Genomic DNA, 25,904 nt, shown 5'->3' with positions numbered 1-25,904 from the left:
GTTACCGGCGTAATGCAGGACTTCCCGGAGAACTCGCAGATAAAGGCAGACATGCTGTTAGCAATGCCTACCTTTCTGCAGGTGTACGCAAGCAATTTTGCGGATAACTGGACGGTGCACGCCGCTGCATCCTACCTGCTGCTGTACCCCCATGCCGATCCCCAGGCCCTGGAAGCTAAGCTGCCGGGCTTTTTGCAGCGCCATATCGGTGAAATGATGGCAAAGAACAAAATGTATTACACCCTTACGCTGCACCCGTTAAAAGACGTGTATCTCACCTTCAGCAAACGGGCCTACAGCGGGGTGGATGGCAATGTGCGCAATGTGTATATCTTTTCCATCATAGCAGCGCTTATACTGCTGATAGCCTGTTTCAACTTCATTAACCTTACTACCGCCCGTGCAACAGAACGGGCCAGGGAAGTAGGCATACGCAAGGTGGCAGGCGCGGTGCGGCAGCAGCTTTCCCTGCAGTTTATAGGCGAGTCTGTTATACTGTGCCTTTGCGCCTTTGTATGTGCTTTAATCCTCTCGGCGCTGCTTATACCTTTATTTAACCAGCTGGCAGGTAAAACCATCAGCAATGGCCTGTTCCGGAACTGGCCCGCCATTGGCTGCCTGTTCCTGGGCGCGGCAGGCATAGGCGTGCTGGCAGGCAGCTATCCTGCATGGGTGCTATCGGCCTTCAGGCCGGTAACAGTGCTCAAAGGGCGCTTTACCACCGGCAGCAGGGGCGTATTATTAAGAAAAGGATTGGTGATTGCGCAGTTCTCCATTTCCCTGTCGTTAATAGCAGCTACCATAGTGGTGTACCGGCAAACGAGCTATATGCGCAACCAGGACCTGGGTTTTCAGAAAGACCAGATGCTGGTGATCAGCACTTTTAATGAACGGGGGCAGTATGCCTTCCGTGATGCCATCAGCCGGTTTAAAGGCGTAAAGGGAAGCACCTTTTCCGGCGCAGTACCCGGGGGAGAAAATTCCAGCGCCTATACGAAAATGGAGAATATGAACGGGGAAATGCAGGAGTCCAATATGGACCTGTACTTTGTGGACTTTGATTACATTCCCAGTTATAAACTGAAGCTGGTAGCCGGACGCGCTTTTTCCCCCGATTTTCCTACAGACTCCACACAGGCCATGGTCATTAATGAAGCCACTGCCAAAGTGCTGGGCTATTCCAGCCCGCAGCAGGCCATAGGCCGGCGTTTCAGCCAGTGGGGCCACGAAGGGAAGGTGATCGGTGTGGTAAAAGATTTTCATGTACGTTCGCTGCAGCAGGCCATCCAGCCTTTAACCATGCGCATTGAGCCCAACAGCTTTTGGCTGCTTTCTGTACAGGTAGCGGCCGGTGACCTGCCCAATACCGTAGCCGCTATTGAAAAACAGTGGAATAGGCTGATACCGGGCCGGCCTTTCACCTATAATTTCCTGGATGCTTCTTTTGACCGCCAATACCGGGGCGAAGAACGTTTTGGCCGCTTGTTCCTTTACTTTGCCATGCTGGCCATTTTTGTATCGTGCCTGGGCCTGTTAGGACTGGTTGCTTACAGCACGGTGCAGCGCACCAAGGAAATAGGCATCCGCAAAGTGCTGGGCGCTTCGGTTGTAAATGTGGTAACGCTGCTTTCAAAAGACCTTATAAAGCTGGTATTTATAGCCATTGTTATTGCAGTGCCGGTAGTATGGTATGCCATGGGGCAATGGCTGCAGGGCTTTGCCTACCATATTCATGTTGAGTGGTGGGTGTTTGCACTGTCGGGCTGCCTGGCGCTGGCAGTGGCAATATGCACCATCAGTTTCCAATCCGTAAAAGCCGCGCTGGCAAACCCGGTACAGTCCCTGCGGGCGGAATAGGGGCGTACAACTTAATTTAATTTTGATTATAATAGGCACTTGCTTTTCCGGTTTTGCAGGCCCGGTCTATAAACACTTTGTCCTATATAGCATTTTATACGAAAGAATATTTAAAGGGTGCAACTATAGATGTACAGCGCCTTACTTTGAACTATTATTGTCCAGTAAAAATTTATTTATTCAATTGTAAGCCTTGCTGTTTAAGCTTGCTGGCCGAATGAATATTTTTTCGCCTCCAGGAACTGCTTTACTAGTTTAATGCAATAACTTTCTACTATAGGTACTTTGACTGAATCAATAACCATACATGGCATGACCAGTGTAACTAAATACCGGCCAGTAGTAGTTACCAGTTCTACTGGGGAAGCCAATTTTCTTCCAAAATAATTTTTACAAGATACTGATACTAGATAGACTTAAAAGGACCTGCCTTAAAAAGGCGGTCCTTTACTTTTATCTTTTATCACTGGGAGTATATATCAATGGCGCCAGGATTAAACTTGATATCTTCATTGAGCTTAACTAGTAGGAAGCCAGGTAAACAGAGAAGATTAATTGACTCAAAACCCCGTCTGGCGTATGCCAGGCAGAGGGGATTTTTTGCCGGTTCAGGATTTTACGTATATTTGGCTCCCTGTGTTTAACCATTTTGCAGACACCCCATTAAGCAAACCAACCAAAACATTACTTGTAATGATTGTCATACAGGAGCACTTTAAGAACAATCTACCTGATTAAATATTTACCAAGCTTGTAGGAATAAGCGGCAAGTCAACGGCCCCTGGTATGAGTATGGCCGTACCCATCCGGAGGGAAGCGTTTGTTATAAATCATATTAAGAAATTAAAGTTGTTATTAGTTGTTGATAATTAATATATGGTGTGCAGCGGGTGTTTTTTGTTTTGAAAAAAATTTGAATTAATTAACCTATAGCTTAATTTCGTGATTAAACGTATTGCTTATATAATTTCTGGCTCAAAAGAACGGAAGCGCTATGTATGCATAGATGCATTAGAGAATCAGAAAATTCTGGGATTTCTTAATCAAACGGAGGCCAGGAAGAAAAAGTTCAGGTACATTGTTGATTTAATAGTGAGAAATATTAAGAATCCTGATTTATATGACAAAGAAGATATTAATAATACCATTAATGATGTATACGCCATGAAGCTCCTGAAGCATGGAGAAAACATCCGTATATATTGTAAACAGGTATCCGGCCCTGATGGCACCTTCTTTGTAATCGCCAGCGAGCTGCTGGAAAAGAAAAAAGCAGAAAAGAATAACGCAAAGTCAAAGTCCCTCATCACTAAAGTACATAATTATGAGTATGAAATTCGCGCATACCCTGAGCAGCAATAACCCCTGGAATAGCATTTTAAGCCATGAAAATGAGGCAGCTTTAATTGAACATGATACCCACATGCTTGCTTTTAAGTTTTTGGGAGAAATACAATCCTGCCAGGAAGCGCTGGGAATAAACAGAAAAGAGTTAGCAAAGAAAATAGGTACCTCTGCCAGTTATATTACCCAGCTTTACAGGGGAGATAAGCTGCCCAATTTAGAAATATTAACCAGGATGGCACACGCATTGGGCCTGGAATTTAATATCCAGGCTAAAGCTAAAAACGGGGAGGCCTTTATACATTGTAATGAAGAAGAGTTTATGAAAAGCATTAAAAAAATCAGGTTGCCCGGCAATGCTGTATGGGTGCGCCGTTCTATAGTAAAGCCTGAAAATGTTTATGAATCAGGAATGGAGGGTCTGAAAAATTTTAATAGCGATGAAATTAAAGCCATCCCCGCTTAGGTTAAAGGATTTTGTTGTATTGCGGTACGACTATAAATTCATTGCAATAGTTAATGATATTTCATTTCCCGAATACTTCAGCAACTATGATTATGACCTTGATTTTGCCATACGGCAAAATCCTGATAATACTATCAACATCTTTGTAAAGATATTGATAAATAACCCCTCTGCCGGAAAGCCGCTACAGGGATATTCTATGGAGGTGGAGGGGGTAGGCATTTTTTCATTGGATGAAAATGCCATTCAGAAAACAGATAAAGATACTTTACTGGTGAATAGCGGCTTATCTATGACCATTAACTACCTCCGAAATTTTATTGCAGGTGCTACCTCGCATTTCCCGGCGGGCCGCCTTTGGGTACCTTCACTGGATTTGCGGGACCTCGTTGCAGGTAAAAAGGCCGCTATGCAAAATGAGCCTGTGGCACCTGGAAAAAACGTGAAGCACAAAAGGAATACAAAAAAATAGGAACGGCTTTCTGAACTTTCCTTCAAATTCTCGAAGATTTTTGCAGCACAGTTGCGCGACTAAAACCGGTAAAATCACACCATGATATGCCTGCCACAAAAAATCCCGGCCGCCAGAGGCAAACCGGGATCAATATTTAACCGTCAACTTTTTTAAGGCGATTCAATGATATGTACCGTACATTATTTGCGTTTTAGCAAATAGCCGATGCTGATACCCAGGTAATGGTTCTTTTCTGTTTCTCCGTTGTAAGGGCTGGTATTGGTTAAGCCCAGGCTGTAGTTTATACTGAACAGCAATCCCATATTCATTTCATAACCGGCAATAAAATTGGCGCCTGCATCAAAAGGTTTTACATACGCCACTGCACCGGAAACATCCTGTTTGTTCTCAAACTTTACGTCTGTTTCAGCGGTGTTATCATATCCATCTACTTTGGTCTTTATTTTACCGGCAATACCATACGCCAGGTAAGGACCAAAGCCGGCAAATATTTTACCGGGGCCTGCGGGATGCTTATAAAGAAAGTTAATGGGCAGCTCCAGGTAATTAAGGTGCACAGTAGCTGTTGCAGTCAACGGCTGGTCTGCAGGCCCTTGAACAGTTTCTGTAATCTTGGCGCCTTTAGCGCTGTAAAACAGGCCGGGTTGCAGGTAAAAGCCTTCTGCCAGGGTAATATCTGCCACAATACCGGCATGGAAGGCAGGGATGGTTTTAGTGTTTTCTTTTATACTGGGCAGGCTGTCGGCCAGCTTGTACTTAGCGCTCATACCGGCTGCGCTGAAGCCGGCCTTGATGCCAAAAGTGACCTGGGCATAGGAAAATGATGCACAGCAAAGGGCCGCAATAATAAAAAGGAGCTGTTTTTTCATGTTAGGTATAGATTGTATTTTGTTAAGGGTTATACTGCTTGGTAAACGAACCGGTATAAAACGGGCAACAAGCCAGTGAAGTTACAATTCAGGAGATAACTTTCAATACTATACGTAGTTTAATTAACAATTGTATAAAACCATATACCTATACGGGTGCTATACGCCGAATTAACCAATGGCCGGCGGAATGCCGCCTAACCTCCGGCCGGCCGGTGATACGCACTGTAGCGGTGCCATCGCCATCGCCGCCTGCCGGTAAAGCACTTTTATAATTGAATTTAGCCAGGGTGAAAAAACAGTAAGAGAAAAATTTATTAAACTGTAAATGAATGAGATGTATGTATTTATATGATTTACTCGCTTTCAGCAGTGGCAAATGGCATAATTTTCGTTATCACATGCCCATAACCTAATTCGTTTTTAAAAAATTTAAGCCATGAAAAACTTGTGTATAGCCTTAGCATCAGCCGCATTAATGTTCGCATCCTGCCGGAACAATGCGGAACGCGATGCCGCTATAGGAGATGCTAAACAGGCCACTATCGACTCAATGAACGCGGTAAATGAAGTAAAACAGCAGGTAATTGACTCCATAAACACTGCAAAGGCAAAGCATAAAAGCAGCAGCCACGAAGCAGGCAGCCAATACAGCACTTCCAGTGCCGCCGCAACTGCTCCAACAGCCACTACCACCACTACTACTGCTGAAAAGAAAAAAGGCTGGAGCCATACTGCTAAAGGCGCTGTGGTAGGTGCAGGCGCAGGTGCCATAACCGGTGCAATTATTAATAAAGATCACCTGAAAGGTGCTGCCATAGGTACGGTAGTTGGCGCTGGCGTAGGTGCCGGTACGGGCGCTATCGTGGATCATGTGAAGAAGAAAAAAGCAGAAAAGCAAACAACCAATCAATAACACGGCCTTAGTTATACAGGCGCCCTTCCCCCACGGGGAGGGCGCCTTTTTTATGCGCTATATTTGTTATTTTGAGGGCATCAACCCGATTAACCATGAAAAAATCCAACAGACGTAAATTCCTGGGCGCCGCAGCCACCATTTTTGCCGGCACCGCAGCTGCTTCAGCAGCGTCATTGCCGGGCCAGCCTAAATATCCCGTTGTGCATCATGTATTTTTCTGGCTTAAGAACCCAGGTTCTACAGCAGACCGTGACAAACTGGTAGAAGGTGTTAAAACCCTGTCGAAGATCAAAACCGTAAAAGAGCTGCGCGTAGGAGTAGTGGCCAATACCGAAAAAAGGGATGTGGTAGATAACACCTGGGCCGTATCGGAGCTCATGTTCTTCAGCGACCTGGCCGGGCAGGCTGCTTACCAGACAGATCCCATTCACCTGGCGTTTATTAAAAACTACGGCCACCTGTGGGAGAAAGTAATTGTATATGATGCGGTAGAGGCGTAAGCTGCCGGGCAGGAAGGGTAGGGCTGCCTGGTCTAATGTTGCCGGGCCGCATGATTCCCAGGGCTAAGCTTCATGCATACACCTTTGTTGGTAAAACAAGCCCAGTGTTTATACAGCAACTGCAGCATGATATGCGCTGGTCCCTGGTAAAACAACCCGCCTGCCACCTGTACATAATATATAAAGTATTTATAACCAGCTATAAAAGGCTTTGCCCACCCTGGTGCGGCCAGCACCTTTGCTGCTTTAATAATTGGTTTTTAACGTTTCCTGTTAGAAAAAATCTGACTTAAAAGCAGAATATCTGGATATATTTTAACAATTTTGTAGTTACTTTTTAAAATATAAAAAATGAGCCAAATGCCCACTACATTATTCGACAAAGTATGGGATTCACATGTTGTGAGAAAAATTGAGGATGGTCCGGATGTATTTTTCATAGACCGCCACTTTATCCATGAAGTAACCAGCCCGGTGGCATTTTTGGGGTTAGAGAACCGTGCGTTGAAGGTAATGTTCCCGGAAAAAACCTTTGCCACCGCCGATCATAATACCCCCACCATTAACCAGCACCTGCCGGTGCAGGACCCGCTTTCCGCCAACCAGCTAAAAGCCCTGGAAACCAATTCTTCCAAATACGGTATATCCCACTGGGGCCTGGGCAATCCCAAAAACGGGATAGTGCACGTGGTAGGTCCTGAAAACGGTATTACCCTGCCGGGTATGACCATTGTGTGCGGCGACTCCCATACCTCTACCCACGGCGCATTTGGCGCCATTGCCTTTGGTATCGGCACCTCTGAGGTAGAAATGGTGCTGTCATCCCAGTGTATTATGCAGCCCAAGCCAAAGAAAATGCGTATTAACGTAAATGGTAAGCTGGGCATGGGCGTAACACCTAAAGACGTAATCCTCTATATAATTTCCCGCCTTACCGCAGCCGGCGCTACCGGTTATTTTGTGGAATATGCCGGTGAAGTGTTTGAGAATATGAGCATGGAAGGCCGTATGACGGTATGTAACATGAGCATTGAAATGGGCGCGCGCGGCGGTATTATCGCACCGGACGAAACCACCTTTGCCTATATCAAAGGCCGTGAAAAAGCTCCCAAAGGCGAAGCATGGGACAAAGCCTTGGCATACTGGAAAACGCTGAAAACCGATGCCGGCGCTACCTTTGACCAGGAGTACAACTTTGATGCAGCAGATATTGAGCCCATGATCACCTACGGCACCAACCCCGGTATGGGCCTGGGCATTTCGCAGCACATACCCACTGCGCAGGCAGCGGGCGGCAGCAAGGCCAGCTACGAAAAGTCGCTGAACTACATGGGCTTCCACGAACAGGAGTCAATGCTGGGCAAAAAGGTGGACTATGTATTTATAGGCAGCTGCACCAACGGCCGTATTGAAGATTTCCGCGCCTTTGCCTCCATCGTGAAAGGCCGCAAAAAAGCAGACCATGTTACGGCCTGGATCGTGCCCGGCTCACACATTGTAGAGCAGCAGATCAAAGAAGAAGGTATTCTGGATATATTAACCGAAGCCGGCTTCCAGCTGCGCCAGCCCGGTTGTTCCGCTTGTTTGGCTATGAACGACGACAAGATACCGGCCGGCAAGTATGCAGTAAGCACCAGCAACCGCAACTTTGAAGGCCGCCAGGGCCCCGGTGCCCGTACCCTGCTGGCCAGCCCGCTGGTAGCGGCAGCAGCAGCCGTAACCGGCGTGGTAACAGACCCGCGCGCCCTGATGGCCGAATAATAACGCCGCCGTATAAACGATTGTACAACTTTTATAAACCGACACGATAAATAAAATGGCTTACGATAAATTCACGGTACTACGCAGCTCCGCAGTGCCTATGCCCATTGAAAACGTAGATACTGACCAGATCATTCCTGCCCGCTTCCTGAAAGCCACGGAGCGTAAAGGGTTTGGCGATAACCTGTTCCGCGACTGGCGCTATGAAAGCGACGGCACGCCCAAAAAGGATTTTGTGCTCAACAATCCCATTTACAGCGGTAAAATACTGGTAGCCGGTAAAAACTTTGGCAGCGGCAGCAGCCGTGAGCACGCTGCCTGGGCTATTTACGACTATGGTTTCCGTTGCGTGGTAAGCAGCTTTTTTGCAGATATTTTCAAGAACAATTCCCTGAATATAGGCATACTGCCTGTACAGGTAAGCCCTGCTTTCCTGGATAAGATATTTACCGCTATAGAAGCCGATCCCAAAGCTGAAATAGCCGTGAACCTGCCGGAGCAAACCATCACCATTATCGCCAGCGGCGAAAGCGAAAAGTTTGATATTAACAGCTATAAGAAGCATAACCTTATGAACGGTTATGATGATATTGATTACCTGCAGGCCATGAAAAGCGAAATACAGGCCTTTGCTGCCAACAGCATGTACTAAACCATCTCACCACAATTATGTCAGTTGCCGGACGCTATGTTGAAATAATGGATACCACCCTGCGGGATGGGGAGCAAACCAGCGGCGTTTCTTTTTCACCATCGGAAAAATTAACCATTGCACAGCTGTTGTTAACAGAAGTAAAAGTAGACCGTATCGAAATTGCTTCTGCCCGTGTATCAGAAGGAGAGTTTGCAGCCGTAAAGGCCATTACCAAATGGGCAAAGGCCAATGGTTTTATTAACCGCGTGGAGGTGCTGACATTTGTGGACGGCGATGTTAGCGTGGAATGGATGCAGAAAGCGGGCGCAAAGGTAATGAACCTGCTTACCAAAGGTTCTCTCAACCACCTTACGCATCAGCTGAAAAAGAAGCCGGAGCAGCACTTTACAGAAATTGCGCAGGTAATTGCGCTGGCCAGGAAAAAAGGCCTGGAGTGCAATGTGTATCTCGAAGACTGGAGCAACGGCATGCGCCACTCCCGCGACTATGTATTCCAGTTCCTGGACTTTTTACAAACCCAGCCCGTAAAGCGCATTATGCTGCCCGATACACTGGGCATCCTTATCCCGTCTGAAGTATATGAATATACATCCGCCATTGTCCAGCGTTATCCGAAGCTGCATTTTGACGTGCATATGCATAACGACTACGACCTGGGCACCGCCAATGTGCTGGAAGGCGTAAAGGCAGGCGCGCACGGCGTGCACCTTACCATTAACGGTATGGGCGAAAGGGCCGGTAACGCGCCGCTGGCCAGCGCCATTGCAGTGCTGAACGACTTTTTGCCGGAGGTAAGAACAGCGGTGGATGAAAAATCGCTGTACACCGTGAGCAAGCTGGTAGAAACCTTTTCCGGCTTCCGCATACCTGCCAACAAACCGGTAGTAGGGGAGAACGTGTTCACCCAAACCGCCGGCATACATGCAGACGGCGACAAAAAAAACAAGCTGTATTTCAGTGACCTGATGCCCGAACGTTTTGGCCGCCAGCGCCGCTATGCCCTGGGCAAAACCAGCGGCAAAGCCAATATAGAGAACAACCTGCAGCAGCTGGGCATTAAGCTTTCCGAACCTGACCTGAAAAAGGTAACACAACGTATTATTGAGCTGGGCGACCGCAAAGAAGTGGTAACCCAGGCCGACCTGCCATATATTATTTCCGACATACTGGACAGCAAAACCATTGAGGACAAGGTGCGCATAGAAAGCTATGTGCTTACCCATGCCACCAACCTGCAGCCCTCTGTGTCACTGAAGATCTCTGTTCAGGGAGAGCTGTTCGAGGAGCACTCACAGGGCGACGGCCAGTATGATGCATTCATGAATGCATTAAAGAAAGTATATAAAAAGCGCAGGCAGGAGCTGCCGCAGCTGGCGGATTACACCGTGCGCATTCCACCGGGCGGTAAAAGCGATGCCTTATGTGAAACCGTTATTACCTGGCGGTATAATAACCGGGAGTTTAAAACCCGCGGGCTCGATAGTGATCAGACAGTATCGGCCATAAAGGCAACACAAAAAATGTTGAACCTGATATAAGATCATTTATAACAATCCACAAAAGCATGGCAAGCAAGCATATTTTAATTGTTCCAGGAGATGGAATAGGACAGGAAGTTACTGCCGTTGGCAAGAAAGTATTGGACAAGATAGCCGCCAAATACGGCCATACCTTTACTTACGATGAAGCGCTGATAGGCCACGTAGCCATTGAAGCAACCGGCAACCCGTTACCGGATGAGTCATTGGAAAAAATGCGCAAATCAGACGCCGTATTGTTTGGCGCTGTAGGCCATCCTAAATATGATAACGACCCTTCAGCCAAAGTACGGCCTGAACAGGGTTTGCTGAAAATGCGCAAGGAGCTGGGCCTGTACGCCAACCTGCGTCCTATTAAGCTGTTTGACGAGCTGCTGGGTGCTTCCAGCATTAAGCCGGAAATACTGAAAGGCGCCGACATCCTGTTTTTCCGCGAGCTTACCGGCGACATTTACTTTGGAGAAAAAGGCCGCAAGAACAATGGAGATACTGCTTATGACATTGCAGAATACAGCCGTTACGAAGTAGAGCGCATTGCGCGCAAAGCCTTTGAAGCCGCCCGTACCCGCAGGAAAAAACTGTGCTCCGTAGATAAGGCCAATGTAATTGAAACATCACGCCTGTGGCGGGAAGTAATACAAAAAGTAGCCCTGGACTACCCGGATGTAGAAGTAGAACACCAGTTTGTAGATGCTACCGCCATGCTGCTCATCAAGGACCCGCGCCGTTTTGACGTAGTGGTAACCGCTAACCTGTTTGGCGACATCCTGACCGATGAAGCATCGCAGATAGCCGGTTCCATGGGCATGCTGGCCTCTGCCTCTGTTGGCGACGGTACCGGTGTGTATGAACCTATTCATGGCTCTGCGCATGATATTACAGGTAAAGGCGTAGCCAACCCGCTGGCATCTATCCTGTCTGCCGCACTGCTGCTGGATATTTCCTTTGGCATGAAGGCTGAGTCAGAAAACGTTATTAACGCCGTAGACCAGCTGCTGAAAGCCGGTTTCCGTACCCGCGACATTGCCGATGCACAAACACCGGCCGATAAAATACTGGGTACAGATGCCATCGGAGAAGAAGTGCTGAAGAGAATGTAAAATGTAAAATTTTAAATGTAAAATGTAAAAGTAAAGGGCAGTGCTTCACAGGGGCATCACCTTTTATCTGAGGATATAAAAGCATGCAGCGGTGTATAATCGCTGCATTTTTATTTTACCGCAGCAGTGGCATAGTACGGCACAACTACTTTTACATTTTAGATTTTACATTGGCTATTTTACATTTTTCTGTATCATCTCCGCAATCTCCGTGCTCCCCAGGTGCAGTGCCCAACCCAACGCGGTGCCGTTATATGTTTTATCTCTTATTTCAAGGTCAGGACAGGCGCTCAGCGCCAGCTGCGCCAGGCTTACATCATTACGCTCTGCCGCCAGGTGCAGCAGGGTGGCCTGCCACTCGCCGTACTGCTGGTTCGCCAGCGCCGGCTGCGCTTTTAACATGGCAGCCGCCAGCTCCTGCTTGCCCAGGTCCCAGGCATCCAGCACCGTATAGGCGGCGCCGTGGCCCATCAGCCATTCTGCAGCGGTAACCTGCCGGCAGTGTACCGCCAGCTGTATCAGTGTAAGGCCATTGGCCATAGGAGCATTCATCCCCGCGGTGCTGAACCGGCTGCTTAATGCTTCCAGCATGGCTATGTTGCCGTTACCTACAGCTTCGGCCAAGGCTACCTGCTCCCTGGTAAGCGGGTGTGTGCGGTATGCCTGGCTTTGCAGCCACCAGGTATTGCCATAACCTATAAAGCGAAAACCTACCTGCTCGTACATACGCCGCCCGGTAGCGTTTAACACCGCGTAGCGGTAGCCGCGTTGTTGGGCGTATTGGCAGGCGGCCAGCACCACGGCTTTGCCAACGCCTTTGTTTCTTACGCGGGGCAGCACGCCTACGCTGTAAATGCCCGCTACGCCCAGGGGACCGGTAGTAAAAAAAACTTCGCTGTGGGCTACCACGCGGTCGTTGTACGTGGCAATAAAACGTTGCGCACGGTCGGGGTACTGCTGCTTCAGCTCTGCGGAAAGGCTGTTGCTGTTTGCATAGGGCAGGTCTTTTATGTCATGGATAGGGGTTTCGTTATCCGCGGTTACCTGCAAACCTGCAGGCCTGGCATGCCCGGTATGCATGGCGTTAAGGTCAAGAGCCATCCACTGCGGTTGCCAGCCGGGCTGAAAGCCCCGTGCCAGCAACAATACGCCCAGGTTATGCGGCTGTGCCGGCATCAGCGACCAGCAACCGGCGCCCTTAGGCGGATGCATGCGGTAGTAATCCATCATTTCATCCAGCTGGGGGCCTGCCGCCGCAGCATCCATGGCTGGGAAAAGCACGGCAGCGCCATGCTCAGGCCCCGAGTAGGTCCAGGTGAGGCCACTGCGGCGTTGTATTGCTCCTCCGCAGGCAATCGTGTTCTGCATGAACATTTCGGCGTGATTATCAGCTACGGCCTGCTCCAGCTGGGCAGGGACGGCATTTTGGAGCACAGCGGGTATTTGCATGATGATAACAGTTTACCCCATTACGGGCACAACAATATAAACTTTCAGCACAAAAGCTGGTGTAAGTTTTGTTAAACGGTAAATATGACCCGGACGAAAATAAAAAAGAGATACATCATTACCGGCGGCATTCTGCTGCTGTTTATCTTGTTCAGGCTGTTTTTACCTTATATCGTGCTCCGGTACGCCAATAACACGCTATCGCATATGCAGGGCTACTACGGGCATGTGCAGGACATTGATATTGCGCTGTACCGTGGCGCTTACCAGCTGAACAACATTTACATCAATAAGCTGGACAGCGCCACGCAAAAGCAAACGGAATTTTTCCGGGCCAATACCATTGATTTGTCGGTTGAGTGGCACGCCCTGTTTGAAGGCAACATTGTGGGCGAGCTGGAGCTGTATGATCCTAAGCTGGTTTTTACAAAAGATAAGGCGGAGCTGGGACAGGTAGCTAAAGATACCAACGATTTCCGCCAGGTGCTGAAAGACTTTATGCCGCTGAAAGTAAACCGCTTTGAAGTGCACAACGGCAGTATTCATTATGTAGACAGTACTGCTGCTCCCAAGGTGGATATTTCCCTGCAGCGTACTTATATACTGGCGCGTAACCTCAAGAACACGGCTGATAAAAAAGAGCTGCTGCCTTCTACCGTGAAAGCCACAGCCGATGTTTACGGCGGGCAGCTGTCCCTGAACATGAAGCTGAACGCCCTGGCAAAGGACCCTACTTTTGACCTTAATGCCGAAATGACCCATGCAAACCTGGCGCAGCTGAATAACTTTTTCAAGGCCTATGGCAAGTTTGATGTAAGTAAAGGCACCATGGGGCTGTACTCCGAGTTTGCCGCGGAGCAGGGGGATTTTAAAGGGTATGTAAAACCGATTATTAAAGACCTGCAGGTGAAAGGGATGGAAGATAAGCATGATCCTTTTTTACAGAAAGCAAAAGAAACCGTGATAGATGCTGCAGCGCATGTGCTGCGTAACCCGCGCAAAAAGCAGGTGGCTTCCAAGATCAAAGTAGAAGGCAGCTTTCATCATTCTTCAACAGATATTATGGGCGCGGTATGGGAAGTGCTGAAGAACGCGTTTATTGAGGCGCTGCTGCCCAGCGTGGATAATGAGATCAACATTGGCTCTGTAGCGGGTGTGGAGCAGGATGAAAAGAAGGGCTTTTTTAAACGGCTTTTTGGCGGTAAGGATGATGATAAGGATAAAAAAGATGATAAAGACAGTAAAAAGGAAGATGCGCAGGTAGGGCTGGAGAAATATAAAACTTCGCATCACTAGGCATTTTACCTTAAGGCAGGCGGTTTGTAGTGACATTCAAAATCTCTACAGAATTAAGTAGGATATTTATCATAATCCTCAGGGGCATCATCTTACGCAGCCTACCATGAACTATATTGAAGCCGAACAGCAAATCGGGCAGTACATTGCCGGGATATTCCAGGGCAGTAAGCCTTTCCCATACCATAACCTGCAGCATACCAAAAGAGTGGTGGAGCACGCCGCAGAAATAGCCGCATTTTACGCCCTGGGAGAAGAAGGGCTGTTTATTGTAAAAACGGCGGCCTGGTTTCATGATATAGGGCAGCTGTCCGGCGGCATACAGGATCATGAAGCAAGAGGCGTGCGGCTGATGCTGGATTACTTTCAGCGGCAGCGCCTTCCTATGAACCTGGCGGGGCTTATTGCCAACTGCATTATGGCAACCCGTTTTCCATCCCAACCCGGCACATTGCTGGAATACATTATCTGCGATGCAGACACCTTCCACCTGGGCACCCCTGTTTTCCGCCAAACCGATATGCTGGTAAGGCAGGAAATGGAAATGCGCACGGGCCGCCAGTTTCCCCATTGGTACCGCAGCGCATTGCAGTTTCTGAAGGTGCATGTGTTTTTTACCGACTACTGCCGCCGTCTGCTGCTGGCCGGTAAGCAGGAAAATATACACTGGCTGGAGCTGATGGCCCGGAAGGAGGGCCACGCCGGCATTAAATAGCCTGGCTGAACAGCTGTGCGGCGGGCAGCTTCCGCCACAGGCGGGCGTCAAAAGCCATACAAATGTTGCGGATAAAAGGCCTGCCTGCCCGGGTTACCGTTACCTTACCGGGCTGTATGTTCACCAGCCCGTCTTTCTCCAGCTCCTGCAGCCGCTCCAGGCTTTCCACTACCGCATTGCATGGCGGGTCGTATTTATTGCAGGCGGTTTCAAAATGGCACATCAGCGCATGAATATGGCGGCGCAGCAGCAGGTCTTCCTCATCCAGTATATGCCCGCGCTTAACAGGCCACTGCCCGCTGCCCACTATTTGCTGGTAAGCGGCGGTGCTTTTTTCGTTTTGCGCATAGGCATACCAGCCATCACCGATGGAGCTGGCGCCCAGCCCTACCAGCAGGGAGGTGTGGGTTACGGTGTAGCCCATAAAATTGCGGTGCAGCGTGCCATTGGTAAAGGCTTCATGAAGGGCGTCGCCGGGCAGCGCAAAATGGTCCATACCAATTTCCGTATAGCCGTAAGCGGTAAACATTTTTTTCCCCAGCTCATACAGGCCCTGTTTGGCTTTTTCATCCGGCAGGTCGGCGGTGGTGAACAGGCGCTGGCCCACGCCTTTTACCCAGGGTACATGTGCATAGCTGTAAAAAGAAATGCGGTCGGGCCGCAGCTGCATTACCTGCCGGATGGTGCTTTCCATGCCGGCGGCTGTTTGCAGGGGCAATCCGTATATAAGGTCAAAGTTGATGGAGGTGTAGCCTATCAGGCGGGCCTGCTCTACCACCGTAGCCACGTTTTCATAGGGCTGTATACGGTGTATGATATGCTGCACCCGTGGGTCCAGGTCCTGTATGCCCAGGCTCATACGCCGGAAGCCCAGCTCGTACAGCGTTTGCATATGCGCAGGCGTGGTATTGTTAGGGTGGCCTTCAAAGCTCAGGGAAGCATCCGGCAGCAGGGTGGCGGTTTTATAAATGGCTTCCAGTAAATGGCGCAGCTGCTGCGGGCTAAAGAAGGTAGGGGTGCCGCCGCCCAGGTGTATTTCGCGCAGGCGGGGCTTTTGCTCAAACAACTGCAGGTACAGCTGCCACTCCTGCAGCACCGCTTTAATGTAAGGCCCTTCTACAGCATGGTTTACGGTAATGTGCTTGTTGCATCCGCAATAGGTGCACAGGCTTTCGCAAAAGGGCAGGTGAATGTACAGGCTAATGCCGTTGTCGTTATTGGTGGCATGAAAGGCTTTTTTCAACAGCTGCTGCCAGCGGGTAAGGTCAAAGCTGGCTTCATCCCAGTAAGGTACGGTGGGGTAGCTGGTGTAGCGGGGGGCCGCCACATTATATTTGCGAAGCAGGTTCATATGTTATGGTTTATGACAACATTCAACAACAGCGGGCGTGTGCGCATGCATGGCAGGGCTCAGGTAAGGAATGCCCAGGTTAAGCCCGCGTACGATCAGGAGGCCGCCCATAATAACCATTACCAATGGTATCATTTGCCTTACGCGGTTGCGCACACGTATATTTACCAGGTGGCTGCACCAGGCCAGCGTGGCCATGGCCGGCAGCGTGCCTGCGCCAAAGGCAGCCATGAAAAGGGCGCCCTGGTAAACATGGCCGGTGGCTATGGCGCCGGTAATGCCCAGGTAAACCAGCCCGCAGGGCAGCAGGCCGTTAAAGAAGCCAACGGCATATAAGGTGCGGAACTGTTGCCGGCGTAACAGGTTGCCCAGTATCTTTTGCACACCCGTGGTAAGCCCGCCCAGGTCCGGGAAAAAGGCCGGCTTGCGTTTGTTAAGGTATTGCACACCCGCCAGCACCAGCAGCGCATAGCCTAATGCAATGGACAGCCATTGCTGCAACCCGCCCAGGTAAAACTGCCGGCCCAGCCAGCCGAACAACAATCCCAGCATGGCATAGGCGCTAACACGGCCCGCATTGTACAGCAGTATGCCGGCCATTTTCCGGTACCCGCTCAAATGCTGTACAGGCAGCGTTAAAGCAATAGGGCCGCACATGCCTATGCAGTGAAAGCTACCCACAAAGCCCAGCGAAAGCGCAGATAATAACAGCAGTATCATAATCAGTGTATATACAAGGCAGACTCCTGGAAATAAGGTACATTGTTCACCGCCCATTCAATTTTTACGCGGTAGCTGCCCGGCAACAGGCGTTGTTTGCTTACCAGCTGCCTGCCCTGCGCATCGGGCTGCAGGGGCATACTTACATCTTTATGCGCATCTGAAGGGCGGTAAAATAATACCTGCCCCTGTAGTGCGTGCCCGTGCAGCTCCGGCGGAAAGGTAAGCGTCACTTCATTGCCGGACTGGGTTATGTTCACCGGCGCCGACAGCTTTTCCGCATTCTGCCGCCCGTTTATCACCTGCTGGTATTGCAGCTCGGCGCCATAGTAATCATTGGTTACCATATCTATTTTAGCATGCATACTTTTTATTACCAGCGTTAGCATGCCGGCGGCAAACAGCAGGAATACCAGTATTACCTTATGCCCCCAGTGTATTGCGTTCATGTTTGTTATCTTTTTAAATGTATATTAATTGCTTACCGGCCCTAAAAAAGTTGTTTTTAAAACGCCGGAGCTTTTATTGCCTGCGTACAGCGTTACGCGCAGGGTTGATTTACGTTTGGTAATGGCCGTGCGCGGCAGCACAATAAAGAAGGTGCCTTCTCCCTGCTCGCCGGGCTTAATGCTGATCTGCGGCTTGCCTATCATAATAATCTGTCCCAGGGTGCCGTTCAGCGCCAGGCGCAGCTGCACCGGCGCTATGGTTTTATTTACCAGCTTAATGCGGTATAAGTTGCTGATACTGTCCGCACCTTTTTCCTGGTACAGCATACCGGCAGTGCGGATAATAGTGCCGCTTACCGGTGTGCGGCTGGCCAGCAGGTAGGTGATACCGCTTATTATCAGCAACAGCACTATTGAATAGGTCTTTAAACGGCCGGTAAAGCGCAGGGGCTGGCGTTGGGCAATGCCGTTCTCAGAGGCATAGCGTATAAGCCCTTCCGGCAGGCCGGTTTTCTGCATCATAAAGTTGCAGGCGTCAATACAGGCGGTGCAGCTCACACATTCCATCTGCGTGCCGTTTCGTATATCTATGCCTGTTGGGCACACCTTTACGCACTGCATGCAGTCAATACAATCCCCTATGCTGCGGGTTTCATTCTTTTTGAATTTGCCGCGGGGCTCGCCCCTTTCATAATCATAGGCCACTACCACAGAGCTCCTGTCAAGCAGCACGCCCTGCAGGCGGCCGTAAGGACAAACCGTAGTGCATACCTGTTCCCGCAAAAAGGCAAACACGCCGTAGAACACACCGGAAAATGCCAGCATGGCTATAAAGCCGCCCACATGCTCGTGAAAGGGCCCGCGCACAATTTGCTGCAGCTGCTTTATACCAATAATGTAAGCAAGAAACACATTGGCTACCAGTACTGCAATGGCAAAGAACACCGTATGCTTCAGCACTTTTTTGCGGATCTTGCTGGTTGTCCAGGGAGCTTTATCCAGCAGGCGGCGGGCCGCGGCATCCCCTTCGATCCAGTATTCAATGCGCCGGAACAGCATTTCCATAAAAATGGTTTGCGGGCATGCCCACCCGCAGAACAGGCGGCCAAAGGCCATGGTAAAAAGGGTAATAAACAGTATGAATGCCAGCATAATTAATGCAAACAGGAAAAAATCCTGCGGCCAGAAGGGTGTTCCAAAAAGAATGAATTGTCCCTGTATCACATTCAGCATAAACAGGGGCCTGCCGTTTACGTGTATGAACGGCAGGGTAAAGAATACGAGGAAGTACAGGTAGCTCAGGTAGCTGCGGTAAGTATAGTATTTTCCCCTGGGCTGCTGTGCGTATATCCAGTTGCGCTTACCCTGCTCATTAACAGTGGCAATATGGTCCCTGAACGATTCCTGCTCCAGGGGACTGTTGGCTATGCTGTCGTCTTTCATCATTCATATCAGTTTTCAGGTACGCCCTGCGGCTCTTTGGCGCCTGCGGGATGCGTATCATATATGCTTTTAATAAAGCTGGCCAGCTGCGCCAGCTGCTTGGGCGAGAAATCGTCTTTCCACGATTTCATTCCTTTTTCAGGCACGCCGTATTTAATAGTGCTGAACACCTCATTTATTTTGCCGCCATGCAGCCAGTAGTTATCGGTAAGGTTGGGCCCTACCACGCCCTGCCCTGCAGCGCCGTGGCAGGGGGCGCAGTTGGCGCTGAACAGCTTTTGCCCGCTGGTGAGGTCAGCGGCGTCTGTGAGCAGCTTCACGGAATGTTCATCAATATTATTGGCGGCATTGGCCAGGTAAGCTTCTTTTTCCGCTGCGGCGCGCGCTTCTGCATTGGCCAGTTCTTCCAGCTGCGACGGAGCGCTGTGCACTACATGGTACACCCACAGGTAGGCAATGCCAAAGAAAATGCTGCAATAGAAGGCCCATTTCCACCAGGGCGGGGTAGGGTTATTCAGCTCGCGGATGCCGTCAAAGTCATGGCCCATATCTTCTGAAAGCTCTGCTTCAGGCGTTACGGTGCGGGTTTTGTTTAGCCGCTCCCACCAGCTCACGGCTGGCTTGCCTGCGGCAGCGGGTTGTTGTTTGCGTTTGCGTTTAGATTCAATGCCCGCCAGTGTGCGCAGCGCATATAGCAATACCAGCAGCACCAGCAGCTCCAGGGATATTACGCTGGTGAGCGCATAAAATGCGGTGGAAGAAAGCCCGTTAATGGTTTGCGGCGCGGCAGCCGCCGGGGCGCTGTCCTGCGCCATGCCGGTGCTGCTGAACAGGCACCCGGCTATAATAATGCCGGCAACCAGCAGTGTTTTGCCGGCGCCATTTTTCATGCGCTCGCGGTAAATATCCACGGCCTGCACCACCACATTTCCCAGTACCGCAATGGCAATGAACAAACCGAATATTACAGCCAGCAACAGCTGTGCTACGGGATTTTCCAGCGCAGAAGGCGCTTTGGGCGGTCCCTGCGCCAGCACAGGGGCAGCGCCGCTTAACAGTAACAGGGATAAGATACAGAGCAGCTTTTTGTTCATATACAAATGTGTTTATCGGCTTTGAGTATCATCATGGTCCAATGGTATACGGCTTACGTGGTCTACCATTTCTTTATCTGCCTTGAATGCCCATATGCTGGCCACGGTAAAAAACAGCGTGAACAGGAGCAACGATGTTAACGGGTATATGCTTACGCCGGTAATGCTTTGCAGGTAGTTGATGAATTTCATGATGCGTTGTTTTAAAAATTATTTCATGGCGGTTTTGGACGGTGCTTCCTTAACATCCCTGCCTACTCTTTGCAGGTAAGCTATCAGCGCTATGATTTCCCGGTCAGGTTTGGTTTCCAGCTTATCTTTTTTCAGGGATGCCGCAATTTCGCCGGCCTGCTTATCCAGGTCGGCATTGGCCTGCAGCTCGTACCTGGCAGGATAGGGCACGCCCAGCTTACGCATGGCATTGATCATGGCCGGTGTGGTGCTTTTATCCAGCCGGTCTTCCAGCAGCCAGGGGTAAGAGGGCATAATGGAGCCCGGCGACATAGATGAAGGATCCATCATGTGGTTGTAATGCCAGCTGTTTGGATATTTACCGCCTATCCTGGCCAGGTCGGGCCCTGTGCGTTTGGAGCCCCACTGGAAGGGGTGGTCATATACAAACTCGCCGGCTTTGGAATATTCGCCGTAGCGCGCTACCTCATCGCGGAACGGGCGCACCATTTGTGAGTGGCAGGTATAGCAGCCTTCGCGGATGTAAATGTCGCGGCCATGCAGCTCCAGCGGCGTATACGGTTTTACGCTGCTGATGGTGGGTACATTGCTGCGTACCAGGAAGGTGGGTATCAGCTCTATGATGCCACCAATACCTACTACGATCAGGCTGAAGACTACCATTTGTATGGGCCTGCGCTCAATCCAGTTATGCCAGTGCGCTTTTTGGTGAGCAGTTACTGTTTTTAATTTGAGCAGCGGTGCGGCTTCGGCTGCTTCATTGGCTACAAAAGTGCCGCTGCGCGTGGTTTTTACCAGGTTTATAGCCATCAGCACTACGCCGCTGATGTATAGCATGCCGCCTGCGGCACGCAATGCGTACATGGGCACAATGGTGGTTACGGTTTCCAGGAACTGGTATTTCAGCTGCCCTTCTGCAGTAAACTCTTTCCACATCATGCTTTGGGTAAAGGCGGCCCAGTACAGCGGTATTACGTAAAACACAATACCCAGCGTGCCTAGCCAGAAGTGGGCGTTGGCCCATTTACGTGAGTACAGCTGTGTAGCAAACAGGCGGGGCACCAGCCAGTACAGGATACCAAAGGTGAGGAAGCCGTTCCAGCCCAGCGCCCCTACGTGTACGTGTGCAATGGTCCAGTCAGTGAAGTGGCTTACTGCGTTTACATTCTTTAACGACAGCATGGGCCCTTCAAACGTAGCCATACCATAGCAGGTAAGGGCTACCACAAAAAATTTCAGGATGGCATCTTCCCGCACCCGGTCCCATGCGCCGCGCAGGGTTAACAACCCGTTGAGCATACCTCCCCAGGAAGGTGCAATAAGCATAATGGAAAATACCGTGCCCAGTGACTGCGCCCATTCGGGCAGGGCGGTGTATAACAAATGGTGCGGTCCTGCCCATATATAAATAAATATGAGCGCCCAAAAGTGTATGATAGACCATCTATAGGAATAAACGGGCCGGTTAGCCGCTTTGGGAACAAAGTAATACATAAGGCCCAGGTAGGGCGTTGTCAGGAAAAAGGCCACGGCGTTATGCCCGTACCACCACTGCACCAGCGCATCCTGCACGCCTGCATACCAGCTATAGCTTTTAAGGAAGGAGATAGGCAGCTCAAAAGAATTTACAATATGCAGCATGGCTATTGCAACCCAGGTGCCGATGTAAAACCAGATGGCTACGTACAGGTGCATTTCCCGGCGGCGTAAAATAGTGCCCAGCATATTGACGCCGAATATGAGCCATACTACGGTAATGGCTATATCAAACGGCCATTCCAGCTCGGCATATTCTTTACCGGTAGTGGCGCCTGACAGCAGGGTAAGCGCGCCGCCGGCTATAATGGCCTGCCACCCCCAGAAATGCAGCTTGCTCAGCAGATCGCTGAACATGCGTGCTTTACACAGGCGCTGCAGCGAGTAATACACGCCCATAAAAATGCCGTTTCCTACAAAGGCAAAAACCACGGCATTGGTATGCACCGGCCGTAAACGCCCGAAGGTGGTAGGCGCAAAGCCCAGGTTCATAGGCGGGTACACCAGCGCCAGGGCTATCCACAGCCCTGCCAGCATACCAACAATGGCCCAGAAGGTAGTGGCGTATGCAAACCATTTTACTGTGCGGTTGTCATAATAAAATTTCTCCAATGACATAAGTATAGCTTGTGTTTTATTTGGTTTACAGGTGTTGGTCTTCCGGTTGTTCATCAAACAGTATGCGGTGTGCGGGCGAATAGTCGTCTTCAAACTGCCCGCTCCTGACCGCCCAGCAAAAGGCGGCCAGGAAAATAAGTCCTACGGTAAGACTGGCTCCCAGCAACAATATGATAACACTCATGGTTATATGATTTGCGAACAGGTCAAAAGTAGGATGTATGCGATAGCGGTATTATGATGTAGCTCACGTAAAAGGCTGATCTTCGTCAGCTCCCAGCTGTAATGCTTTACGGTGCAGCCTTTTGCCCGCCAGCATGCTTAGTCCCCAGGTGATTAGTATAATGCTGATAGAACTGGCCGGCATTAAAACAGCAGCTGTGAGGGGCGACAGCCTGCCCTGTACGGCAAAGAACAGGCCCGTGAAATTGTACACCAGCGAAAACACAAAGCTGGTTAATATAATACGCTTGCAGGCTTTGCATAGCTGTATGTAAAAAGGCAGCAGCGGCAGCTGCCGGGCTTCGAGTATACCATCGCTTGCAGGCGTAAAATTGTTGCTGTCTTCTGTAAGCGATATGCCGGTATTGCTTTGTTTAAGCGCGCCGGCGTCATTCAGGCCGTCGCCTATCATTAATACTTTGTACCCCTGTTTTTGCAGGGCCAGGATATGATCCAGCTTATCCTGCGGCTGTTGCGAAAAGCATAAGGCAGCATCATTCCCCATTAGCTTTCGCAGCTGTTTTTCTTCCCGTGCGTTATCGCCCGACAGCACGGTGAGGGCATATTTTTTCCGCAGCTGCATCAACAGGCCGGGTATGCCTTTGCGGTACCCGTTTTGCATGCTGAAGTACCCGCGCACCTGCCCGTTAACAGAAAAGTGCACCACGCTGCCGCCGGCTGTATTTTCCCCGGCGCCGGTAAAAGCAGCGTTGCCCAGGCGTATATGCTCACCGTTAACCACGCCCGCTATGCCCATGCCTGTTACCTGGCGGAATTGCTGCACCGGCAAGCCGCTGTTGCCGCAGAAGCTGCGTACCGCCTGGCTTAGCGGGTGGGTTGATTGTGCGGCCAGCGCCGCTGCCAGCATACTTTCCGCATGGGTAAGCGGTGGGCCGTTAAAAATAACGGTGGTGTTATGCTTATCAGTTAAGGTGCCGGTTTTGTCAAATACAATATGATCGGTGGCTGCCAGCCTTTCTATGGCGTTGGCGTTGCGCAGGTACAGGCGGTGCCGGCTCAGGATGCGCAATATATGCCCGCCGGTAAAGGACGATGCCAGCAGCAGGGCGCAGGGGCAGGCAATAATTAATATGGCGGTTACCGACGGCCATATGCGGGCGGGGTCGTGCCAGGCCCACCATGCGGCGGTAAGTACTGCAATACCCAGCACTCCCCAGGTAAAGTAGCGGCCCAGCAGGTGTATGAACGATGTTTCCCGGTGCGTTTGTTGCTGCAGCTCCTGCCGGTTCCACAGGCTGGTAAGGTAGCTTTGCGCTACGGGTTTAATGGTGTGCAGCTGAATGTTACCGTCCAGCTGCCGGCCGCCGGCATAAATTATATCTCCTGCCTGGCAGGGCACCGGATCGGCTTCGCCGGTTACAAAGCTGTAATCTATGAGGGCATTGCCCTGTATAAGCATACCATCGGCAGGTACCAGCTCATTGTTGTGTATCAGCAGTATATCGCCTTCCCGTATGTCCGGCAGCGCTATGGGCAGCTGCTTTCCGCCTTTAACAACAGTAACGGCTATGGGAAAATAGGAAGTATAGTCGCGGTCAAAAGAAAGGCCCTGGTAGGTTTTATCCTGCAATGCACGCCCGGCCAGCATAAAAAATACAATGCCGGTCAGGGCGTCGAAATACCCTGCGCCGCTGCCGGTGGCAATGTCGGCCAGGCTGCGGGCAAAGGTTACAAAAATGGCCAGCACAATAGGCACGTCAATATTCATGAAGCCATGCTTTAAGCCGCCCCAGGCCGACCTGTAAAATGCCTGCGCGCTGTACAGGAACACGGGTAACGACAACGCCAGGTTCAGGTAACGGAACAGGTGTGTATCAATATCCCCGTTGCCGGAAAAATATTCGGGGAAGCTCAGTAGCATAATGTTGCCAAAACAAAAGCCGGCCACGCCCAGCTGGTATATGAGCTGCCGGTTAATACCGGGTTTTTTATGTTGCAGGTCCTGCAGGCTTATATAAGGTTCATACCCGATGCTGGTAAGCAGCTCCGCTACCTTACGCAGGGAGGTTTGCGGCTCCTGGAAAATAACCTGCGCCTCTTTACGCGCAAAATTTACCGTAACCCGCTGCACGCCGGCATCCAGCCGGTGCAGGTGCTCCAGCAGCCAAAGGCAGGAGCTGCAGTGTATCTGGGGAATGTAAAAAGTAACATGGGTATGGGTATTATTGCGGAACTGTATCAGCTGCTGCTGTATTTTTTCATCTTCGAGGAAAGCAAATTTATCGGCCCGCACAGGAGTGCGTTGTGGTGCGCCGGGTTGTCCGTTCAGCTGGTAGTAAGCGCAAAGACCGTTGTTGTTCAGCAGCTCAAATACCAGCTTGCAACCCTCACAGCAAAACGGTTTATCATCCAGCCATCGTTCATTATTTTCACAGGCTTCGCCGCAATGATAGCAGCAGGTTTCTACAGTGGTCATACCCGTTGGTTATACGTCAAAAGTAAAAGGGGCTGGCAGCGGCGGCAATGACTGGTATCATACGCGGCTATGATATTTATCAGCTATCGTATAAAAAAGAAAAAGCCCTATCATAAATATGACAGGGCATTCATAGGATAGTTTAGGATAGAGATAAACAGTGAATCCGGTTATCAGTTCATGGTACGTAGCTTATTAATATAAATGGTTTGTAGTTTCCACTGCTCCAGCAGATCAATATTTTTTTCCTGCAGGGCTTTAAAAGCGCCGATTGTTTTAACCAGCAGCTGCAGGCTTTCCCGCTCCGTCGGCAACAGGTGCAGTGGCGCAAATTTGCCCTTGTCAATACCGTTTTTCAGGAAAATATATAATGTGTTCACGCTATGCACGAACTCCTGTATAACGGTTTGTACCTGCTTAAACTGCGCGGGGCTTACCTCCGGGTAGTGCAGGTAGCGCCGCCGGCCCGAACGTACAGGCGTGGCTGACAGCTGGCTGATAATACGCTGCAGGGCCTGCTGCTGGTACGTTTCCAGCAGCGTTTTAAAGATATGCATACCATCCAGCAGCTGTTTGTATACGGCCGGCCGTCTTTTTAACCTGCCCAGGTGCGCTTCCAGCAGCCGGCGGCTTGCCTGCAGCCGGCCTAGCAGCTCCCCGGCTGCAGGAATATCTTTTTGCTGCAGCTTACGCAGGAACGGAGGAGCATACTGGCTGTTAATGTGCAGCGGGCGGCAGCAGCGCTCCAGCAGCCGGGCCATAGCATGTTGTGGTGTATAGCACTTGTAAATAAGGTGCCCGTGCTGTTGCAGTGACTGAATAGGATAAAAGGAAAATCCTTCACAAAATCTTTGTTGCAGTGCGCTATGGAACGGAGGCATTGGCGTTGTTTTTGCAG

Annotated in this window: 24 protein-coding genes; 12 read left to right on the top strand and 12 right to left on the bottom strand. The window is 50.2% G+C overall.

The features are described from left to right. The 4 genes from VFS25_RS12940 to VFS25_RS12925 all read left to right on the top strand — a co-directional run. The coding region (locus VFS25_RS12940) for an FtsX-like permease family protein (protein ID WP_326462570.1) at nucleotides 1-1,857 on the top strand (1,857 nt) is incomplete at its 5' end. A gap of 942 nt (nucleotides 1,858-2,799) precedes the next feature. After that, the gene (locus VFS25_RS12935; RefSeq protein ID WP_326462569.1) at nucleotides 2,800-3,219 is read left to right on the top strand and encodes a hypothetical protein; all 420 of its coding nucleotides are present in this window, start codon (nucleotides 2,800-2,802) and stop codon (nucleotides 3,217-3,219) included. Nucleotides 3,220-3,280: 61 nt separating this feature from the next. Continuing rightward, nucleotides 3,281-3,667, top strand: a complete 387-nt coding sequence (locus tag VFS25_RS12930) for a helix-turn-helix transcriptional regulator (protein WP_326462568.1) — start codon at nucleotides 3,281-3,283, stop codon at nucleotides 3,665-3,667. Then, nucleotides 3,642-4,139: a hypothetical protein gene (locus tag VFS25_RS12925; protein ID WP_326462567.1), complete on the top strand. Its 498-nt coding sequence runs from the start codon at nucleotides 3,642-3,644 to the stop codon at nucleotides 4,137-4,139. The genes VFS25_RS12930 and VFS25_RS12925 overlap by 26 nt, the downstream gene beginning before the upstream one ends. A gap of 182 nt (nucleotides 4,140-4,321) precedes the next feature. Here VFS25_RS12925 and VFS25_RS12920 read toward each other — a convergent pair whose 3' ends face one another. Then, nucleotides 4,322-5,011: a porin family protein gene (locus VFS25_RS12920; RefSeq protein WP_326462566.1), complete on the bottom strand. Its 690-nt coding sequence runs from the start codon at nucleotides 5,009-5,011 to the stop codon at nucleotides 4,322-4,324. A gap of 439 nt (nucleotides 5,012-5,450) precedes the next feature. On the opposite strand from VFS25_RS12920, the gene VFS25_RS12915 reads away from it, so the two are divergent. From VFS25_RS12915 to leuB, 6 genes are all read left to right on the top strand, one after another. Further along, on the top strand, nucleotides 5,451-5,927 hold the full coding sequence (locus VFS25_RS12915; RefSeq protein WP_326462565.1) for a YMGG-like glycine zipper-containing protein: 477 nt from the start codon (nucleotides 5,451-5,453) through the stop codon (nucleotides 5,925-5,927). Between the two features lie 95 nt (nucleotides 5,928-6,022). Then, entirely contained in the window at nucleotides 6,023-6,430 is a 408-nt protein-coding gene (locus VFS25_RS12910) for a Dabb family protein (protein ID WP_326462564.1), read from the top strand. A gap of 360 nt (nucleotides 6,431-6,790) precedes the next feature. After that, on the top strand, nucleotides 6,791-8,191 hold the full coding sequence (gene leuC, locus VFS25_RS12905) for a 3-isopropylmalate dehydratase large subunit (RefSeq protein ID WP_326462563.1): 1,401 nt from the start codon (nucleotides 6,791-6,793) through the stop codon (nucleotides 8,189-8,191). Between the two features lie 55 nt (nucleotides 8,192-8,246). Next, nucleotides 8,247-8,843, top strand: a complete 597-nt coding sequence (leuD, locus tag VFS25_RS12900) for a 3-isopropylmalate dehydratase small subunit (RefSeq protein WP_326462562.1) — start codon at nucleotides 8,247-8,249, stop codon at nucleotides 8,841-8,843. A 17-nt stretch (nucleotides 8,844-8,860) separates the two neighbouring features. Next, nucleotides 8,861-10,384, top strand: coding sequence for an alpha-isopropylmalate synthase regulatory domain-containing protein (locus VFS25_RS12895; RefSeq protein WP_326462561.1), 1,524 nt, complete (start codon nucleotides 8,861-8,863; stop codon nucleotides 10,382-10,384). A 26-nt stretch (nucleotides 10,385-10,410) separates the two neighbouring features. Further along, complete coding sequence (gene leuB, locus VFS25_RS12890) at nucleotides 10,411-11,484, top strand: 3-isopropylmalate dehydrogenase (RefSeq protein WP_326462560.1); 1,074 nt, start codon at nucleotides 10,411-10,413, stop codon at nucleotides 11,482-11,484. 174 nt (nucleotides 11,485-11,658) lie between these two features. Here the strand turns inward: leuB and VFS25_RS12885 are convergent, their stop codons facing one another. Continuing rightward, complete coding sequence (locus VFS25_RS12885) at nucleotides 11,659-12,933, bottom strand: GNAT family N-acetyltransferase (RefSeq protein ID WP_326462559.1); 1,275 nt, start codon at nucleotides 12,931-12,933, stop codon at nucleotides 11,659-11,661. An 84-nt stretch (nucleotides 12,934-13,017) separates the two neighbouring features. Here VFS25_RS12885 and VFS25_RS12880 point away from each other — a divergent pair, with 84 nt between their 5' ends. Continuing rightward, nucleotides 13,018-14,229 (top strand): DUF748 domain-containing protein, encoded by a 1,212-nt coding sequence (locus VFS25_RS12880; protein ID WP_326462558.1) that lies wholly within the window; start codon nucleotides 13,018-13,020, stop codon nucleotides 14,227-14,229. A 106-nt stretch (nucleotides 14,230-14,335) separates the two neighbouring features. Beyond that, nucleotides 14,336-14,944 (top strand): HD domain-containing protein, encoded by a 609-nt coding sequence (locus VFS25_RS12875; protein WP_326462557.1) that lies wholly within the window; start codon nucleotides 14,336-14,338, stop codon nucleotides 14,942-14,944. Here the strand turns inward: VFS25_RS12875 and hemN are convergent. The 10 genes from hemN to VFS25_RS12825 form a co-directional block, all read right to left on the bottom strand. Continuing rightward, complete coding sequence (hemN, locus tag VFS25_RS12870) at nucleotides 14,937-16,295, bottom strand: oxygen-independent coproporphyrinogen III oxidase (RefSeq protein WP_326462556.1); 1,359 nt, start codon at nucleotides 16,293-16,295, stop codon at nucleotides 14,937-14,939. The two genes, VFS25_RS12875 and hemN, sit on opposite strands and share 8 nt — an antisense overlap. Nucleotides 16,296-16,298: 3 nt before the next feature. Next, a complete protein-coding gene (locus VFS25_RS12865; protein WP_326462555.1) occupies nucleotides 16,299-17,015 on the bottom strand; it encodes a sulfite exporter TauE/SafE family protein in 717 nt (238 codons plus the stop codon). 2 nt (nucleotides 17,016-17,017) lie between these two features. Further along, nucleotides 17,018-17,464 carry a FixH family protein gene (locus VFS25_RS12860; RefSeq protein ID WP_326462554.1) on the bottom strand — a complete coding sequence of 149 codons (447 nt, stop codon included), beginning with the start codon at nucleotides 17,462-17,464 and terminating at the stop codon, nucleotides 17,018-17,020. Nucleotides 17,465-17,488: 24 nt separating this feature from the next. Then, nucleotides 17,489-18,910, bottom strand: a complete 1,422-nt coding sequence (ccoG, locus tag VFS25_RS12855) for a cytochrome c oxidase accessory protein CcoG (RefSeq protein WP_326462553.1) — start codon at nucleotides 18,908-18,910, stop codon at nucleotides 17,489-17,491. Nucleotides 18,911-18,915: 5 nt separating this feature from the next. Then, entirely contained in the window at nucleotides 18,916-20,001 is a 1,086-nt protein-coding gene (locus VFS25_RS12850) for a cbb3-type cytochrome c oxidase N-terminal domain-containing protein (RefSeq protein ID WP_326462552.1), read from the bottom strand. 12 nt (nucleotides 20,002-20,013) lie between these two features. Next, nucleotides 20,014-20,193 carry a CcoQ/FixQ family Cbb3-type cytochrome c oxidase assembly chaperone gene (locus VFS25_RS12845; protein ID WP_326462551.1) on the bottom strand — a complete coding sequence of 60 codons (180 nt, stop codon included), beginning with the start codon at nucleotides 20,191-20,193 and terminating at the stop codon, nucleotides 20,014-20,016. A gap of 18 nt (nucleotides 20,194-20,211) precedes the next feature. Next, a complete protein-coding gene (gene ccoN / locus VFS25_RS12840) occupies nucleotides 20,212-22,347 on the bottom strand; it encodes a cytochrome-c oxidase, cbb3-type subunit I (RefSeq protein ID WP_326462550.1) in 2,136 nt (711 codons plus the stop codon). Nucleotides 22,348-22,372: 25 nt separating this feature from the next. Next, entirely contained in the window at nucleotides 22,373-22,531 is a 159-nt protein-coding gene (gene ccoS / locus VFS25_RS12835) for a cbb3-type cytochrome oxidase assembly protein CcoS (RefSeq protein WP_326462549.1), read from the bottom strand. Between the two features lie 63 nt (nucleotides 22,532-22,594). Next, on the bottom strand, nucleotides 22,595-25,006 hold the full coding sequence (locus VFS25_RS12830; protein ID WP_326462548.1) for a heavy metal translocating P-type ATPase: 2,412 nt from the start codon (nucleotides 25,004-25,006) through the stop codon (nucleotides 22,595-22,597). Between the two features lie 173 nt (nucleotides 25,007-25,179). Further along, a partial coding sequence (locus tag VFS25_RS12825) for a hypothetical protein (protein ID WP_326462547.1) occupies nucleotides 25,180-25,904 on the bottom strand: 725 nt, incomplete at its 5' end.

It is taken from the genome of Chitinophaga sp., assembly GCF_035761305.1.
Taxonomy (GTDB): Bacteria; Bacteroidota; Bacteroidia; order Chitinophagales; family Chitinophagaceae; genus Chitinophaga.
Note: the sequence above shows the minus strand (reverse complement) of the source record. Positions and strands in the feature narration are given on the sequence as shown.

What these genes read in the sequence shown, in the direction of transcription:
- VFS25_RS12875 (WP_326462557.1), top strand. Translation starts at nt 14,336, where the DNA reads ATGAACTATATTGAAGCCGAACAGCAAATCGGGCAGTACATTGCCGGG.
- VFS25_RS12845 (WP_326462551.1), bottom strand. Translation starts at nt 20,193, where the DNA reads ATGAAATTCATCAACTACCTGCAAAGCATTACCGGCGTAAGCATATAC.
- VFS25_RS12920 (WP_326462566.1), bottom strand. Translation starts at nt 5,011, where the DNA reads ATGAAAAAACAGCTCCTTTTTATTATTGCGGCCCTTTGCTGTGCATCA.
- leuD (WP_326462562.1), top strand. Translation starts at nt 8,247, where the DNA reads ATGGCTTACGATAAATTCACGGTACTACGCAGCTCCGCAGTGCCTATG.
- VFS25_RS12910 (WP_326462564.1), top strand. Translation starts at nt 6,023, where the DNA reads ATGAAAAAATCCAACAGACGTAAATTCCTGGGCGCCGCAGCCACCATT.
- ccoN (WP_326462550.1), bottom strand. Translation starts at nt 22,347, where the DNA reads ATGTCATTGGAGAAATTTTATTATGACAACCGCACAGTAAAATGGTTT.
- VFS25_RS12895 (WP_326462561.1), top strand. Translation starts at nt 8,861, where the DNA reads ATGTCAGTTGCCGGACGCTATGTTGAAATAATGGATACCACCCTGCGG.
- leuC (WP_326462563.1), top strand. Translation starts at nt 6,791, where the DNA reads ATGCCCACTACATTATTCGACAAAGTATGGGATTCACATGTTGTGAGA.
- hemN (WP_326462556.1), bottom strand. Translation starts at nt 16,295, where the DNA reads ATGAACCTGCTTCGCAAATATAATGTGGCGGCCCCCCGCTACACCAGC.
- VFS25_RS12930 (WP_326462568.1), top strand. Translation starts at nt 3,281, where the DNA reads ATGCTTGCTTTTAAGTTTTTGGGAGAAATACAATCCTGCCAGGAAGCG.
- ccoS (WP_326462549.1), bottom strand. Translation starts at nt 22,531, where the DNA reads ATGAGTGTTATCATATTGTTGCTGGGAGCCAGTCTTACCGTAGGACTT.
- VFS25_RS12880 (WP_326462558.1), top strand. Translation starts at nt 13,018, where the DNA reads ATGACCCGGACGAAAATAAAAAAGAGATACATCATTACCGGCGGCATT.
- VFS25_RS12865 (WP_326462555.1), bottom strand. Translation starts at nt 17,015, where the DNA reads ATGATACTGCTGTTATTATCTGCGCTTTCGCTGGGCTTTGTGGGTAGC.
- ccoG (WP_326462553.1), bottom strand. Translation starts at nt 18,910, where the DNA reads ATGATGAAAGACGACAGCATAGCCAACAGTCCCCTGGAGCAGGAATCG.
- VFS25_RS12830 (WP_326462548.1), bottom strand. Translation starts at nt 25,006, where the DNA reads ATGACCACTGTAGAAACCTGCTGCTATCATTGCGGCGAAGCCTGTGAA.
- leuB (WP_326462560.1), top strand. Translation starts at nt 10,411, where the DNA reads ATGGCAAGCAAGCATATTTTAATTGTTCCAGGAGATGGAATAGGACAG.
- VFS25_RS12885 (WP_326462559.1), bottom strand. Translation starts at nt 12,933, where the DNA reads ATGCAAATACCCGCTGTGCTCCAAAATGCCGTCCCTGCCCAGCTGGAG.
- VFS25_RS12915 (WP_326462565.1), top strand. Translation starts at nt 5,451, where the DNA reads ATGAAAAACTTGTGTATAGCCTTAGCATCAGCCGCATTAATGTTCGCA.
- VFS25_RS12850 (WP_326462552.1), bottom strand. Translation starts at nt 20,001, where the DNA reads ATGAACAAAAAGCTGCTCTGTATCTTATCCCTGTTACTGTTAAGCGGC.
- VFS25_RS12860 (WP_326462554.1), bottom strand. Translation starts at nt 17,464, where the DNA reads ATGAACGCAATACACTGGGGGCATAAGGTAATACTGGTATTCCTGCTG.
- VFS25_RS12925 (WP_326462567.1), top strand. Translation starts at nt 3,642, where the DNA reads ATGAAATTAAAGCCATCCCCGCTTAGGTTAAAGGATTTTGTTGTATTG.